Annotated in this window: 11 protein-coding genes; 6 read left to right on the top strand and 5 right to left on the bottom strand. The window is 46.7% G+C overall.

Features of this window, described 5'->3' with window-relative positions; translation table 11 throughout:
- Positions 1 to 24 precede the first annotated feature (24 nt).
- Both ACXAH1_RS12985 and ACXAH1_RS12980 read left to right on the top strand, forming a co-directional pair.
- Positions 25 to 1,623 (top strand): AbgT family transporter, encoded by a 1,599-nt coding sequence (locus tag ACXAH1_RS12985; protein ID WP_054016680.1) that lies wholly within the window; start codon positions 25 to 27, stop codon positions 1,621 to 1,623.
- A gap of 144 nt (positions 1,624 to 1,767) precedes the next feature.
- On the top strand, positions 1,768 to 2,403 hold the full coding sequence (locus ACXAH1_RS12980) for a glutathione S-transferase family protein (RefSeq protein ID WP_253049943.1): 636 nt from the start codon (positions 1,768 to 1,770) through the stop codon (positions 2,401 to 2,403).
- 42 nt (positions 2,404 to 2,445) lie between these two features.
- Here the strand turns inward: ACXAH1_RS12980 and ACXAH1_RS12975 are convergent, their stop codons facing one another.
- Positions 2,446 to 3,744: a DEAD/DEAH box helicase gene (locus tag ACXAH1_RS12975; RefSeq protein WP_253049941.1), complete on the bottom strand. Its 1,299-nt coding sequence runs from the start codon at positions 3,742 to 3,744 to the stop codon at positions 2,446 to 2,448.
- A 79-nt stretch (positions 3,745 to 3,823) separates the two neighbouring features.
- On the bottom strand, positions 3,824 to 4,738 hold the full coding sequence (dapA, locus tag ACXAH1_RS12970; protein WP_475197384.1) for a 4-hydroxy-tetrahydrodipicolinate synthase: 915 nt from the start codon (positions 4,736 to 4,738) through the stop codon (positions 3,824 to 3,826).
- Positions 4,739 to 4,889: 151 nt separating this feature from the next.
- Between dapA and ACXAH1_RS12965 the strand changes: the two genes are divergently transcribed.
- Entirely contained in the window at positions 4,890 to 5,543 is a 654-nt protein-coding gene (locus ACXAH1_RS12965) for a DUF6058 family natural product biosynthesis protein (RefSeq protein WP_253049939.1), read from the top strand.
- Positions 5,544 to 5,580: 37 nt separating this feature from the next.
- Here the strand turns inward: ACXAH1_RS12965 and ACXAH1_RS12960 are convergent, their stop codons facing one another.
- Together ACXAH1_RS12960 and ACXAH1_RS12955 are read right to left on the bottom strand one after the other, a co-directional pair.
- Positions 5,581 to 5,838, bottom strand: coding sequence for a hypothetical protein (locus ACXAH1_RS12960; RefSeq protein WP_138543624.1), 258 nt, complete (start codon positions 5,836 to 5,838; stop codon positions 5,581 to 5,583).
- A gap of 221 nt (positions 5,839 to 6,059) precedes the next feature.
- Positions 6,060 to 9,467 carry a rhombosortase-dependent cadherin domain-containing protein gene (locus tag ACXAH1_RS12955; RefSeq protein ID WP_475197238.1) on the bottom strand — a complete coding sequence of 1,136 codons (3,408 nt, stop codon included), beginning with the start codon at positions 9,465 to 9,467 and terminating at the stop codon, positions 6,060 to 6,062.
- 260 nt (positions 9,468 to 9,727) lie between these two features.
- On the opposite strand from ACXAH1_RS12955, the gene ACXAH1_RS12950 reads away from it, so the two are divergent.
- Positions 9,728 to 11,575: a TonB-dependent receptor gene (locus ACXAH1_RS12950; protein WP_475197235.1), complete on the top strand. Its 1,848-nt coding sequence runs from the start codon at positions 9,728 to 9,730 to the stop codon at positions 11,573 to 11,575.
- A gap of 61 nt (positions 11,576 to 11,636) precedes the next feature.
- Here the strand turns inward: ACXAH1_RS12950 and ACXAH1_RS12945 are convergent, their stop codons facing one another.
- The gene (locus ACXAH1_RS12945; RefSeq protein WP_253049933.1) at positions 11,637 to 12,032 is read right to left on the bottom strand and encodes a cytochrome b562; all 396 of its coding nucleotides are present in this window, start codon (positions 12,030 to 12,032) and stop codon (positions 11,637 to 11,639) included.
- A gap of 81 nt (positions 12,033 to 12,113) precedes the next feature.
- Between ACXAH1_RS12945 and ACXAH1_RS12940 the strand changes: the two genes are divergently transcribed.
- Both ACXAH1_RS12940 and ACXAH1_RS12935 read left to right on the top strand, forming a co-directional pair.
- Entirely contained in the window at positions 12,114 to 13,166 is a 1,053-nt protein-coding gene (locus ACXAH1_RS12940) for an ABC transporter substrate-binding protein (RefSeq protein WP_475197234.1), read from the top strand.
- Between the two features lie 189 nt (positions 13,167 to 13,355).
- Positions 13,356 to 14,996: a S8 family serine peptidase gene (locus ACXAH1_RS12935; RefSeq protein WP_475197232.1), complete on the top strand. Its 1,641-nt coding sequence runs from the start codon at positions 13,356 to 13,358 to the stop codon at positions 14,994 to 14,996.
- Positions 14,997 to 15,026 lie beyond the last annotated feature (30 nt).

The raw sequence follows: 15,026 nt of genomic DNA, 5'->3' as shown, positions 1-15,026 counted from the left end.
TTTTTTATAACCGAGAAATTTGCTATGTCGAATGCTGTAGAGACGTCAGCTGATCAATCCAACCAAAAGCAAGGCGGCCTGTTTAACCGCTTTTTAGCAACGGTTGAGTTTCTGGGCAATATGCTGCCCCACCCCATCACTCTGTTTGCGATGTTCTGTGTCGCCATTGTCGTTTTCAGTGGCATTGCCGACTGGATGGGCCTCAGTGCCATAGACCCTCGCCCAGAAGGAGCAAAAGGTCGCGCGCCAGACGGTGTGATTGAGGTAGTCAGCTTGATGAGCGCAGAAGGTCTGCAGCGTATTGTCACCGGACTCGTTACTAACTTTACCGGCTTTGCGCCACTTGGGACCGTTCTGGTCGCACTTCTGGGTGTGAGTGTTGCAGAACACTCAGGTATGCTCTCTGCTGCAATGCGAGGCATGGTAATGGGCGCATCAAAACGCCTCGTTACCTTTATGGTTGTGTTTGCTGCGATTCTTTCGAATACCGCTTCAGAACTCGGTTATGTTGTTTTAATTCCATTGGCAGCCATGATATTCCATAGCCTGGGACGCCACCCATTGGCAGGTCTGGCGGCTGCATTTGCAGGTGTTTCGGGTGGTTACAGTGCAAACTTATTGCTGGGTACTATAGATCCACTTCTTGCCGGTATTACCACTCCTGCTGCTCAGATGATCGACCCTAGCTATCAGGTTGGGCCGGAGGCAAACTGGTACTTCATGATGATTTCTGTATTCCTGATTGCCATCGTAGGTACCTGGGTAACGGAAGCCATTGTTGAACCTCGACTGGGTAAATATAACCCCGATGAAGCCAGTATCGATCTCTCAAGCAACAATATTGAACATCTCACTGACAAAGAAAGATCTGGTCTAAAGTGGGCCGGTGTTGCCTTACTGGTTGTTTCTGCTCTGCTAGCATTAACCATAGTCCCAGAAAATGGCATTCTGCGTCACCCCGAAACAGGCGCGGTCGCAGGCTCTCCTTTCCTTAAGGGTATAGTTGTATTTATCTTTGTGACATTTGCTATTCCTGGTTTTGTCTACGGACGCGTTGTTGGCACCATGCGCAACGATCGTGACGTCATTGATGCCATGAGTAAGAGCATGAGTTCGATGGGCATGTATATAGTGCTGGTATTCTTTGCCGCTCAGTTTGTTGCCTTCTTTAAATGGACAAACCTGGGAACTATTCTGGCTATCAATGGCGCCGCTATGTTGCAAGCACTGAACCTGACGGGACCTGAAGTCTTCGTATTGTTTATCTTAATGTGTGCGGTTGTTAACCTGAGCCTGGGATCGTCATCGGCTCAGTGGGCAGTTACGGCGCCAATTTTTGTGCCTATGCTGATGCTGGTGGGCTATGCCCCTGAAACGATTCAGGCCGCTTACCGTATTGGTGACTCAGTAACTAACCTGATCACACCTATGATGAGTTATTTTGGCCTGATCCTGGCCGTTGCTACCAAATATAAAAAGGATATGGGAATAGGTACTCTGGTCGCAACCATGCTGCCTTACAGTATGTGTTTCTTTGTCGGCTGGGTGGCACTTTTCTATATCTGGGTATTTGGGTTTGGCTTACCTGTCGGGCCTAACTCACCAATTTATTATCAACCCTAACGAAATGATGCCAGCGCTTGCTGGCATTTTTTTTGGCGAATATGCAAGGTTCTATTTGTTTAATAGTCGATGCTGTCCTACAGTCCTATAGGAATCGCCGAAAAGGAGTTTACAACCTACGACATAAACTATTTAAGGCTAACCATGTATACACTGTTTTACTATCCACGCAATGCGAGTTTAGCACCCCACTTTGTTCTAGAAGCCCTCCAGGTCCCTTACCAGCTTGAACTTGTCGACAGAAAAAAAAATGTTCAAAGATCGGCACAGTACTTACGGCTCAACCCCACAGGAAGGATCCCTACGCTGGTAGATGACGAGTTTGTTTTGTTTGAGAGTGCTGCAATTTGCCTCTATTTATGTGAAAAACATCCTGAAGGCAACCTAATACCTTCAGAGCCACAGCACAGAGCTGAGTTTTATCAATGGCTGATGTATCTCACTACAACAGTGCAAGCGGAGTTGATGATCTATTTCTATCCGGAGCGGCATACACAAAGCGCGCTAATGTATGATGACATTATTCGGACTCAGCAGTCGCGGGTTCAGGACATGCTCACTTTGCTGGACAGACATCTCGCGGACAAGACCTATATGGTCGGTGAGCAATTCACAGTCTGTGACTGCTATCTATTTATGCTGTGCATCTGGGCAGACGAGCTTGCCAAACCTCCACTGCAGTTTGAGCATCTGGGCCGCTATCTGGGAGGTATCTCAAGACACCCTGCTATTGAAGCGGTATGTAAAAAAGAAGGGACTGAATTAGGCATGTATCGCTGATCGCTGAGGTCTGGCCCGCCGGACCAGACCTCTAGCTTTTAGTTATTTCTGTAATTTTAGCTGGGCGCCTTTTAATCTCTGACGTACATTACTAATTTTAGAGCGGTTTTTAGCACGAGCTTCGCCACTGGCCTGGTTGCTTGGTCGATTAGTACGTGCTTTTCGACGCTGATGAGATGGCTTCTTGGCCAAGTTTTCAATCAGGTTTTCTCTGCTCGCGACCTCATAGCCGGGTAAGTAGTATCGCTTGATCTTTTGCCCTATTAAGGTTTCGATGTGGATCAGGGTCTGCTCTTCCTCTCGCGCCACAAAAGAAATTGCCTGACCCGAATTGCCGGCACGACCGGTACGGCCTATACGGTGCACATAGTCTTCTGCCAGATACGGTAGGTCATAGTTAATAACACGCGGCAGGCCATCAATGTCGATACCGCGAGCCGCTACTTCAGTTGCCACTAATACTCTGACTTTACCTTCTTTGAATTCGCGTAGTGCACGACGGCGAGCACCCTGACTTTTGTCACCGTGACATACTGTCGCGCTAATACCATCCAATTCAAGCTCTTTGACAAGCTGATCTGCATCGTCCTTCATATTGACGAAGACCAGCACTTGCAACCAGTTTTTCTTGCCGATTAATTCTGAAAGTAACTCTTGCTTACGTTTTTGTTCTACCGGGTACACGACATGCCGTACAGTTTCAGCAGTCGTATTCTCTTTGGCTGCCTGAACGAGTTTTGGTTCTCTAAGCACTTGCTTTGCGAATTGTTTTACGGCTGTTGGGAAGGTCGCAGAGAATAACAACAACTGTCTGTCTTCGCTCACCATGTTAATAACCTTCTGCATATCGGCGATAAAACCCATATCCAGCATACGGTCAGCTTCATCCAGCACCAAGTATTTAACTTGTGCAAGACTGACAGCACCTAAACGAATTAAATCGAGCAAACGGCCCGGTGTCGCAACCAGGATATCCACCCCCTGAGACAAGCGCTGTGTTTGGCCATCAACGTTCACACCACCAAAGACAGCCTGAACGGTTAAAGGGGTATATTGACAAAATGCGTCGCAGTTAGTGGCAATTTGCTCTGCCAACTCACGAGTCGGAGCCAGGATCAACGCTCTTGGCGATTCTAGTGACTCTCCCTCCAACAGACGGTGGATCACAGGCAGTGCAAACGCTGCGGTTTTACCCGTTCCGGTTTGCGCCGTTGCCAGGACATCGTGTCCACGCCTTACCACTGGAATAGCAGCTTGCTGTATCGGCGTCAGGGTATGGAAATTTAATTCATCAAGCGCTTGTAACAAGGCATCGGGAAAACTGAAAGACTTAAAATTCATAGCAAAAAACCTGCGACCAATAATGAAGGGCCGCAGATTATACGCTATTTACGGGTTCAGTGTCACCAATAGTAAGCGGTTAATATAATTTAACATCTTCAGAGTTGATGACTGTAGCAGCACCACCGACCACAGCTTCGTGACTCAGACTGTTGATAAGCTCTGCGCCGAGCTTCTGTTGTTCCTCGTTCAATGGCACATAAGGCAAGCGAAATACAGGCAATGCCGCGCCGGTCATTGCTAACGCTGTGTTAATCGCTATAGGGTTTGGTTCGCAGAACAACCAATTCATCAATGGCTGCAACTGAGCATTCAACTCATCATTCTTATTGTCCATCAGTGTTCGGAATAACTGCGGTACAAGATTTGAGGTAACCGAAATCACCCCATGTGATTGATGTAAATGGCGGCTGTCATGAGCCTGATCATCGTTGCCAGACCAGCAAGCAATGCCCTTCTCTTCGTAATGGGCGATCCGCTCATGTCCCGCACACTCTTTCATACCAACAAAATTAGCATGTTGAGCAAGTGGCTCTATAATATCAGGTGTCAGATCCTGACCTGTACGCCCTGGCACGTTGTAGATAAATGCAGGCCCAATCTCAAGCAAACGCGAAAAGTGCTCATTCAACCCTGCCTCTGACGTACGTCCATAATAAGGGTTGATCTGCAGTGCAGCATCCATTCCTGATGCGAAACCATATTCCGTTGCTTTGACCGCTTCACGGGTGTTGTTGCTACCGGTATTGCCGACAATCACCAGTCTGTCTGAAAATTTATTCACACTATGGGCGATGAGCATCAGGTGCTCTTCCCAGTTCATCAACTGGCCTTCACCTGTGGTACCACCCACAATGATCCCATCAACGCCCGCCGCTACCTGAGCGTCGACAAGCCTGTCGAAGCCGGCAAGGTCAATGTTACCATGCAAATCATAAGGTGTTTTGATAGCAGTAATTAAACTGGCTTGTTTTATGGTGTTTATGTTGCGCATACGGATATCGTTCAGTTCTTTGTTGGCGCTAAGTTTTAACATAAATAAATGTCAGATCCGAGGGGCAAGTGGAAATTTTGTAAAACAACTTGCCTAAACAGGTTGATTCCGACACAATACAAGCACTGTACATATAACCAGTGTTTATTTTATGCGTCTGTCCCAACATCTTAATACACACTTTTTCAGTGCCGAAGAGCTATGCAGCACGCTCAGAATCACGCAGGATCAGCTGCTCAATTGGCAGGAGCTGTGTATTTTTCCTAATGCCAGTTACAGTCTGGAAAACCAGATAAAATGCAGTTCCTATCTTGGGCTGTATGAATGTGTTGAGCACACAGAGTTTTATCCACGAGGAGCGGAACAATGGGGTCAGCAATTACTTAAACATCAGGTAGAGCAATCATCACATGCCTATGAATTATTCCAGCAAAAGTACACTCAGACATTGAGCAAATGTGCTCAGCAAGGCCTCGTCAGCCATGATTGTCGATTTAACGAAGACTTACCGGAACATATTCAGCAAAGCTGGCAGCAATACTTGTGCAGCAAGTACGGTGTTATCAGCCAAAATGGACTCGTGGAAGAAGTCGTATACATTGACCTGGGCCGTGCGCTGGTCGATGCATTGACTGAAGAGCGCACAGCCAGCCATATTGCGCCAGAACATAGAGCTGAATTGCTAAGCGCGCTAAAACTCTTAAACCGGGCACTTAGTCACCATATGGAACACGAAAAGCCCATGTCTATCCGTTATAAATACATTGAGTGCCTGGTAGCAAAATACGACCTCTCAATACGCTAACGAGTGTGGTCTTTGAACACCCGCAACTTTCGAATGATTAATGGGCCTGCTCATAGTGGGCCCGAAAAATTTCGAACGCCTTTAAAACGGTCAGTTGATCTGGGCATAACGCATCGTACCAGGCGTCAAACTGGCTATCATCATCTTGCTCGCTCAAAGCCAGGTACTGTGCCAATAGCTCAATGATATCGCCATGGGTGCAGCTCAGGTTATCCAGTTGCTTTAATTGCTCTGAATGGTCTTTATTTTGTAATTCAGCAATCACGCTGTTATCCAATTGTTGTGTTTTGTCCATCATGACGAATTCCTGTTTCTCAATCCATAGCTAGTTATATCAGCCTAGTTCGTAAGATCCAGTGCTTTGTATGCCGTTCGGTCAATCTATCAACAATTTGTTATAAAAAGTAACCTCAGTTCGACTAAATTGCGCATAACGTGCAAATTACGCGCTGGCTCAGGACACAAAAAAGGCGAATCAGTTAACACCGACTCGCCTTAAATTCATCTTCAGTTAGATTACTTGCGTCTTCTGCGTAGCATTGCTAATGGTAAACTTAGTAGTGATAACCAAGCGAATGAACCTGAATCGCCATCATCATCATCATCGTCATCACCACGCAGATCTCTGATTGTGACATGCACTTCAGCATGGTTAGACAAGTTACCATAGGTATCTTCAGCCTGAACGCCAAAGTAGACCTCTTCCTGGAACTCAAAATCCAACTCTTTCGCAACGATTACATTACCCTCAGCGTCAACACTAAAGAAGCTGTCACCATAGACGTGGAACTTCTCTACCGGCGATACCTCTGCATCTGGGTCGCTGAATACCAGTTGCCCGACAACGGTGCCGATTGGTGTATTCTCAGCCACTTCGAAGCTCTGATTTGACTCAATGACCGGAGAAGCATCATAGATATTGACAGCGAAGCTTGCTGATACCTCATGCTCCCCATCTGTTGCATGTAGTTTAACATCACCGCTGAATACGCTGCTTGCAATACCACTCAAGACACCTTCTGAGAATCTCAGACCTGGGACCTGCGGCTCAATTGACAGGGTAATGTCTTCACTGTCCATGTCAGAAACTTTGCCATTAAAGTCAACTTCAACTGCCTGACCTAACATGATTTCAAGGTTTTCAAGCTCGGCGATAACAGGCATGTCATTGACGCCTTCAACGGTAAGCTCAACGGTTACCTCTTGCGTCGACTCGGCTTTTTCAGCAGTACCGGTGAACTTGAAGGAATCTTCTCCGGCAAAATTAGCGTCTGGCTTGTAGGTCACCATGTCGAACTTGTCCAGCGCAACAACCGCACCAACAGCCAATAACTCTTCTCCCAGCATCAGATCGCCTGATTCAGGTAGCTCAGCAATTTCGACCGATGCAAAAGCGTTTTTGAACCTGTCTGCAAACGCAGACGAGACGTTCACTGAAGAGTCTTCATCCAGCGTAATTTCATAATGCTCGTCGGTGGCTGATGCGACTTTGTAAGCACTGCGTCCATGGGTGAATGCAAAGACCTCGTTTCCATGGAAAGTCACCTTAGCAACGTTGGTATTTGCCAGACCTGAACCATCAGCAAACCAGTTTTCACCACCATCAGTCGAAATAAACACACCTAAGTCGGTACCAATAATAACGCGTTGTGCGTTGTTTGGATCAACCGCAACAGACGTTGCCGGCACGTTCGGAATGTCTTTATCGATAGGCATCCAGCTCTTACCACCGTCAGTGGTTTTCCAAACATGTGCCTGGTCAAAAGTCGAAACAGTTGCGTAAGCAATTTTGTCATCCGTCGGGTCAAATGCTATCGCGCTGACGGTGGCGCGCTCACCTTCTTCTCCAATCTTGAAGCTATTCCAAGGAGTGGAAGCGTCTGCTTCTCCAGCGTTGTAATTAATGTAGATATAACCTTCTCGGGTACCCGCAGCAACAATGTTTTCGTCTTGCGGCGCAATACCGATAGCATAAACAGAGCTGTCTAATGCCGGGCTACCTGCTACCCAATTTTCAGCCTGGTCAGTCGTACGCCACAACTGGCTTCCTCCAATCCACAATACCTGAGGATTAGATGGTGCCATTTCGAATCGCGTAATGAACGGGAAGCCATCATCGCCGCTGATGCCGTTCGTTGCATCCGCGAAAGTCTGACCGCCATCAAGCGATTTTTGAATTGACAGACCTGTGAACTCAGAGAAAAGAATATTTGGATTGGTTGGGTCAACAGCAGTCCAACCGCCATCACCACCGGAAATTTCACGCCATTCGTTAAACCCGCCGTCTTCACCAAGCAAAGTACCATTATCCTGAGTACCACCAAAATAAGCCGTGCCATCAGGCATAACCGTACCATGGTAGAATTGTGTTACCGCATACCCATTGTTAAGTGTTTGCCAATTCACTTTTCCTGTAGGATCGTTGGATGCACCACAGACCTGTTCAATATCAAGGCGCTTATCAAGCGCGTTGTCCGTTCTTTGGATACCGCCATCGTTACCAACGAACATGGTCGTGTTATTCACACCATCATACGCTGGGTGGAAAACGATGGTATGTTGGTCTGCGTGAGCATAAAGCTCGTGGTCCATATCGAACCACCAGATACTGGCCGGCACGAAGGATTTACCACCATCATCAGAACGGAACATATCAATACCACCCGTCCACACAACGTCAGGGTTTACCGGGTCTACAGCAATGATATTGTCATACCAGCCCTGGTTATAAAACTGTGGCTCTGGACCATATCCACACTGAGGGAATAATCCGAAAACAGTATTACTCAGTAAGAGTCGGCTAAAATCATCTGCCGTGTCCCGAGTGACAGTCGCGGTCCAGGTGACACCCATATCTTCTGACTTATAGACTGCTTCCATACCGTGATCACCAATATTGGCCAGCAGTGCATACATGATGTTATTGTCAGACGGTGCCACAGCGATAGTTGAGCGGCCTTGGTTTTCAAGTTCCAGCACTGCCGCCCAGGTATCACCACCATCGGCACTTCGGTGCAATCCACCTGTATCAAAAGAACCACAAGCGGTGACTAGCACATCGTGATCACCACCATCGACTACAGTCAAATCTGTACACCCAACACCCGCACCCTCTTTTACGAATACCGTTTCCCAGCTTGTACCATTGTCTTTTGAACGCTGAACACCACCGCGAGTGGCTGCATAAAGTGTCGACGGGTCGTTCTTCCCAAATACGATTTTATTAGTGTAGTGGAATAGCTCATTACCAGCAGTCGCTTCCAGTTGCGTCCAGGTCATACCGCCGTCTGTGGACTTAAAGATGCCATCACCGCGTAACGCATCTGCATTAAAAAAGCCTTCACCCGTACCCGCGTAGATAGTATTAGGATCGTTTGGAGCAAAAGTCAGGGTTGTTACTGCAAGGTTTGTTGCTAGATCACTCAGTGGATGCCATGATTTGCCCGCATCAGTTGTTTTCCAGACACCACCAGCAACACCCGCAGTATACATAGTATCGTGTTCAGTTGGGTGAATGATTAAGGCCCTGGTACGACCGCCTATGTTACCCGGGCCTAGTTCTTCCCACTGCCCAAGTTCGCGGTGTACTCCATCAGGAGAGTTAAGCTGAGGCACATAATCAAAGACAACCTTGTTGTCAGCCAATGAGTAACGGCGCATATTTTTAATATCTTCAAGCGCCTGCGAATACTTTTCAGTTGGAATCGTTTCTACGCCTTTAGGCAGACGCTGCGAAATATAAAACTCTTGTGCCTCTTTCGGCTTGTCATAACGTTTCGGTGAATTAGCTTTTTTCTCTGCTTTTGCAGCCAGATAGTCAGCCTTTTGCTCATATGGCGTCTCTTGCGCATGTTGATATGTCAAATAACTGGCACCGCCCAGCGCTATCGCCACAGCCAGGCTAACAGGATGTAAGAGTTTCATATTTTTCCCTTCAGTTTATTTATCGTTTTAATTAAATGTCAGCAAACCGAAACACGAGTTTGCCTTTGAACCGTTCACACCAAAAAACGTCAATAAAGTTAAGCACAAATACAGAAAGTTACAAACAACGTCATTTCACCGCATTTGCTTTAACTTCATTAGCAATTAAAGGTACATTCAAAATGTAACAATAACAGAATTTCATCAAATATGAATGAGTTCTTACTGTATAAGAACAGCTAAATTAGGGTTTGCAGTACATGATCCAGTGTTTATTACTATCCACGATCGCGGCGCAAGGCAGCGCTATTGAAACAATTGAAGTCATAGGCGGGAAAAATTTACTTGCCTCAGAATCATTTACAAACGTTAACATAGCACATGTTAGCAAGGATGATTTGCTTGGTGCGAATAACACTATTGCAGATTGGATAATACAGGTTCCAGGCGTTTCGCTGAATGGTCAGGGTGGCCTATATCAGAGCTATAGTATTCGGGGCCTCAGTCGCTGGCGTGTCAGAACAGAAGTCAACGGCATCGTTTTACTCACCGACAGGCGCGCTGGTAATTCAGCCTCTTTTATTGATCCGGGCTTACTGCAACTTGCCAGTGTTCAAAAAGGCCCTGCGGCCATGCTCTATGGTTCAGAAGCAATAGGCGGCGTTATTTCCATGAATTCAGTTCAGGGGGAGCAGGATACGCTTGAGCTAGGGTATGAAGATACAGGAAAAGGCCGTCGCCTGCTTGCCATTACCGGAGAGGAGCACTACAACCTGGCGTTTGCATACAGGAAAAAAGAAAAGAGCTACGCACCAAACGGCGACGAGCTAAACAATGGATTTGAGCAATTTTCCTCTAGTTTACGTTACCATCATACACTTACTAATGGTATCGAACTAAACATGTCTTGGCTCCCTTCCATTAGCAAAGACGTCGGAAAGAATAGTGTCACTTTCCCTGACAGCCAGATAGCGGTTTATCCCGAAGACATGCACAGTCTCGCACAGCTGTCTTTAAACTCTGAGCAGTGGTTTGTTAATGTGTTTCATCATTATCAAAACTGGGATAGCGACGTTACACGTATTGGAAAACGACATAACTTAACCCAATACCAGTCCCACACGCTAGGGACTAACCTGTATCACGAATACGACTTGTACGGCCTGCCGCTACGCGCTGGCTTAGATTGGACAGCAAGGCGTGGAGTATCAATCACAGATCAAGAATCAGACCTGAAAGACGCAGGCGATCCTGCGAGCAGTACTTTGCTCGATGGCACACAAGACAATATTGCGGCCTTTATTAACGGCATATGGGAAGACAAGGGGTGGAGAGTCGATTTTGGTGCGCGCTTTGACCATTTCAGTGCTAGTAACTTTGGCATCAGCAAATCTGACAATCATATCAGCCACAGCCTTGGGGTCACCAAGCAATGGCAATCCCATAGCCTGTCTTTAAACTATGCCAGTGCGTTCCGGTTCCCTACACTTACAGAGCTATATTTTAATGGTGTTACACCACGAGGAAATACGCTGGGTAATCTAGAACTAGAGCCTGAGACAAGCCAGGGACTTGAACTGACTTATCGCCTCAAAAAAGACAGTATAGATACCACCGTGAACTTATTTCATACCCAGCTGGATGACTATATAGAAAGAGTCAAACTGGTGTCGGGAGACAGAACTTATCAAAACCTGGATCAGGCAACAATTTCCGGGGCAGAAGTATCCACTCACATAGAAGTCAGTGACGCACTGTCTTATACATTCGGGTACACACATCAGCAAGGAAAAAGTAAATCGGGCGCTTATCTTGCTGACATTTCACCCAGCAAACTTAGCCTGTCTGGCCGATATGTCTGGCAGTCCTTTGAGTTTGCACCCGCCGTCCATTATCAACTGGCAAAACGAAACGTTGGCTCTGGTGAAGCAGCATTGGATCGCAGCCTTGTCGCAGACTTAAATATGAGCTGGTATGTGGACGAAAGCTGGACACTAAGAGCGGGCGTTTTAAACCTCTTCAACCGTCTGCATCGAACCACAGCAGACGAAGATGCACCCTATCATGCCGAACGAACCATAAAACTTGATATAAGTTGGCAAATTTAGGACGCTTTTGCCCTGAGGCCCACCATTACGTGACCCCGGGGCAATGTGGAAACGCTAAACGCTATTTACCAAACAGCAACTCCCAAAAGCCAGGCGGCTCGTGCAACTTGTGATAGTCTTTACGCAATGCATCGACTTCTTTTAACAACTGTTTAGCCTGTTGGATTTGCTGTTGAGCCAGCAAACTTTGCGCTTCGTTTATTACACCAACAACTTTTTCAAGTCCCTGTAATGACTCAGCTTTAACATCGGTTTTAAAATTATGTAGTTTACTTTGCTTGAGTAATGACAACATGGTGTTCAGATGTCGATTAATCTCTTGCGCTTCTGTGGCTTCCATCGCTTGCTTATATGCATGCCCCATATTTTTCATGGTCTGATTTAAATCCTGACCTTGTGATGAAATAGCCGACTGAACAAAAAACAGTGAAAAAAGAATAATTACCAGGCGTCTCATTTTCCCCCCTTATTTAAGAATGGGCTAGTATATAAGTAAAAACGTGGCAAACAAACTAACGTCTTCATATTGAGAGGTGTAATGAAACGATTACTTATCATGGTCATCACACTGTTTTTTGCTGCATTCACCACTTACGCTCAGCCAATTACAGTCACCTTTATAAATCCAGGCCACAAACAAGACAATCCTACCGGGGCTTTCTGGCACAATGTTTCTAAAGTCATGGATGCTGCTGCTGAGGATCTCGATATCCAGCTGACGACGCTATACGCGGAACGAAATCATATCGTTATGAAAAAACTCGCTCAGCAAGCCCTGCTGTCCAATTCAGACTATTTGGTATTGGTTGACGAAAAAGGGGTAATTACTGACGCATTGCTTACAGCAACAGGCGAGCATAAACGGGTCTCCTTTTTACTCAATAGTCCTGATAAGCTTGCGCTGAAGCGCGTCTCAGCTAAAGGGATTGGCGTGTTGGGTTCCGTCACCCCAGACAACTATCAGGCTGGCCGACTGCTTGCAGAACTACTCCATCAGTCTTTGCCTGATGAGTTACAACAAACAGGAGAACGCAGCACTATGCTAGCATTGCTCGGCGATGTTGCCACCAGGGCTGCAATTGAACGAGAGCAAGGCTTGCTTGGCTATACCAACAGAAACTATGGTGTCAACCTGGTTGACCGGGTTGATGCACAATGGTCAGAAAAAAGTGCGTATGAGTTGGCAACAGGACTACTGCAACGATTTCCGGATACAAGACTGATCTGGTGCGCTAATGACGCTATTGCCCGCGGCGCCGCACGGGCTGCAACAGAACTCAATATCAGAGATCAAGTACACATTGGCGGCATAAACTGGGATGAAGGACACGAAAAGGCAGTCGATGTGTCACTGGGCGGTCACGTTTTCTTAGGTGGCTACCTGCTAACAGAGATTAGAAAATTCCATGACCGCAAGATAAGTGCAATCGGCGAGCAAAAAATCGCTATTTTTCGACCATATTCTGAAAAATTTAGACCATTGTATGACGCATTGCACGGTCGTGGTTTACGTGACATAGACTTCAAAAAGTTTACGACTGGCGGCCAAAGTTACAATATTAAGACACTGAATCAGCAAATAAAATTTTAATTTTTTTATTCTTAATATAAAAAATATATTACCACGCAAGTTGCATATGCAACAAAATTCTATCCACGAAACCAGCCTCAAAAGTATAAAAAATCCCCAAGGAAATATTCCTAATTTTTTCATTATTGACAGCGCTAACATTCCCTGTTTTAGTTATAAGGGTTAACAACATGTAATAAAGGTAAACTTATGAAAACCAAAGTTCTAACAGGCGTAAAATACTCATTGCTGGCCCTGAGTGTCACAGCAGCACTTAGCACAGCGCAAGCTGCTGAAACGCAGCGTGTCATCGTTACAGTCAAAGATTCAGCAGTTGCGAATACACTTCCTATGCGTGTATCAGGCGCAGAACTGTCTCAGTTTAAAGCACAGGGCCTGGCCAGCATTGCTACACAGGCCAATGTTGAAGCGATTGAGACTTTGCCAAGTGTCAATGCCGTCGTTATGGAATTAACCGCTGAACAATTAGCAGAGCTGGAAGCCAGTGGAAACGTTGAATCTGTAGAGGTGGATCCTAAGCGCTTTCTACCTGAGGTGAGCAGCCAGTCTGTCTCTCCTTACGCAGAGTCAGTCCCTTACGGCATCACTATGGTTCAGGCAAACCAGGTTAGTGATAGCAGTGCCGGAAATAAGAAAGTCTGTATCATGGATACGGGTTACACACGCGGCCACCCGGACCTGCCAAACACAGGTGTTACCGGCAACGACGGCCACGGCTCTTATAACACTGGCAATTGGTATCAGGATGGCAATGGCCACGGCACACACGTTGCTGGTACGATTGCAGCCCTTGGTGGCAATGGCCAGGGTGTGGTTGGTGTGAATCCGTCAGGTCAACTTGGTTTACATATTGTTAAGGTCTTCAATGACCAAGGCCGCTGGGCTTACGGTTCAGACCTGATAAAAGCAATCGAGCAATGTGAGGCAGCGGGCGCAAACGTAACTAGTATGAGTTTGGGAGGCAGCGGTAGCTCAACAGCAGAACGCAATGCTTTTGCCCAAAGTGCACAGCGTGGCATGTTACACATCGCAGCAGCAGGTAATGGCTCTAATAGCTCATTCAGCTACCCAGCCTCTTATGACGCAGTTGTCTCTGTAGCAGCCGTAGATAGCTCTGAAAGAGTCGCTTCATTTTCACAGTACAACAGCCAGGTTGAAATTGCAGGCCCGGGTGTGAATGTAAATTCAACCTGGAATGACAATGGCTATAAGAGCATCAGCGGTACATCTATGGCTACACCTCACGTCTCTGGTGTGGCAGCACTGGTCTGGAGCAACTTCCCAAGTTGTAGTGCAGATCAGATCCGCTCTGCACTGAATGCTACAGCGAAGGACAAAGGTGCAGCTGGACGCGATAACTATTATGGACACGGTATCGTACAGGCGAAAGCTGCCTATGACTATCTGACAAATGGAAACTGTAGTGGTCCTGGCCTTATCGCCGACTTCTCAGCAACTTCAAACGGCCTGAGCGTCCAGTTCAGTAACAAATCAAGCGCAGGCTCTTATAGCTGGAGCTTTGGTGATGGTAATTCGAGCTCACAAACCAGCCCTAGCCACACCTATGCACAGGCAGGTACTTACAACGTCACTTTGACAGTAACTGGTACAAATAACAAAACGGCGACTAAGAGCCTGAGTGTTACTGTGACAGATGGCGGTAATGGTGGGGGCTGTAGTGGTGTAGAAGCGTGGAATTCAGGCACCTACTACAACACAGGCGATAAAGTGTCTTACAAAGGCTACGAGTATCAGGCAACCTGGTGGTCACTGGGCGCTCGTCCTGACATCTTCAGCAATGTATGGCGCAAAGGCGCGCAATGTAAGTAACTAAACCAAGACAGCGCTCAGGGATGAGGT

Source organism: Pseudoalteromonas sp. AWH4_217 (assembly GCF_056161105.1).
This window is presented reverse-complemented; position numbering and strand designations above follow the sequence as displayed.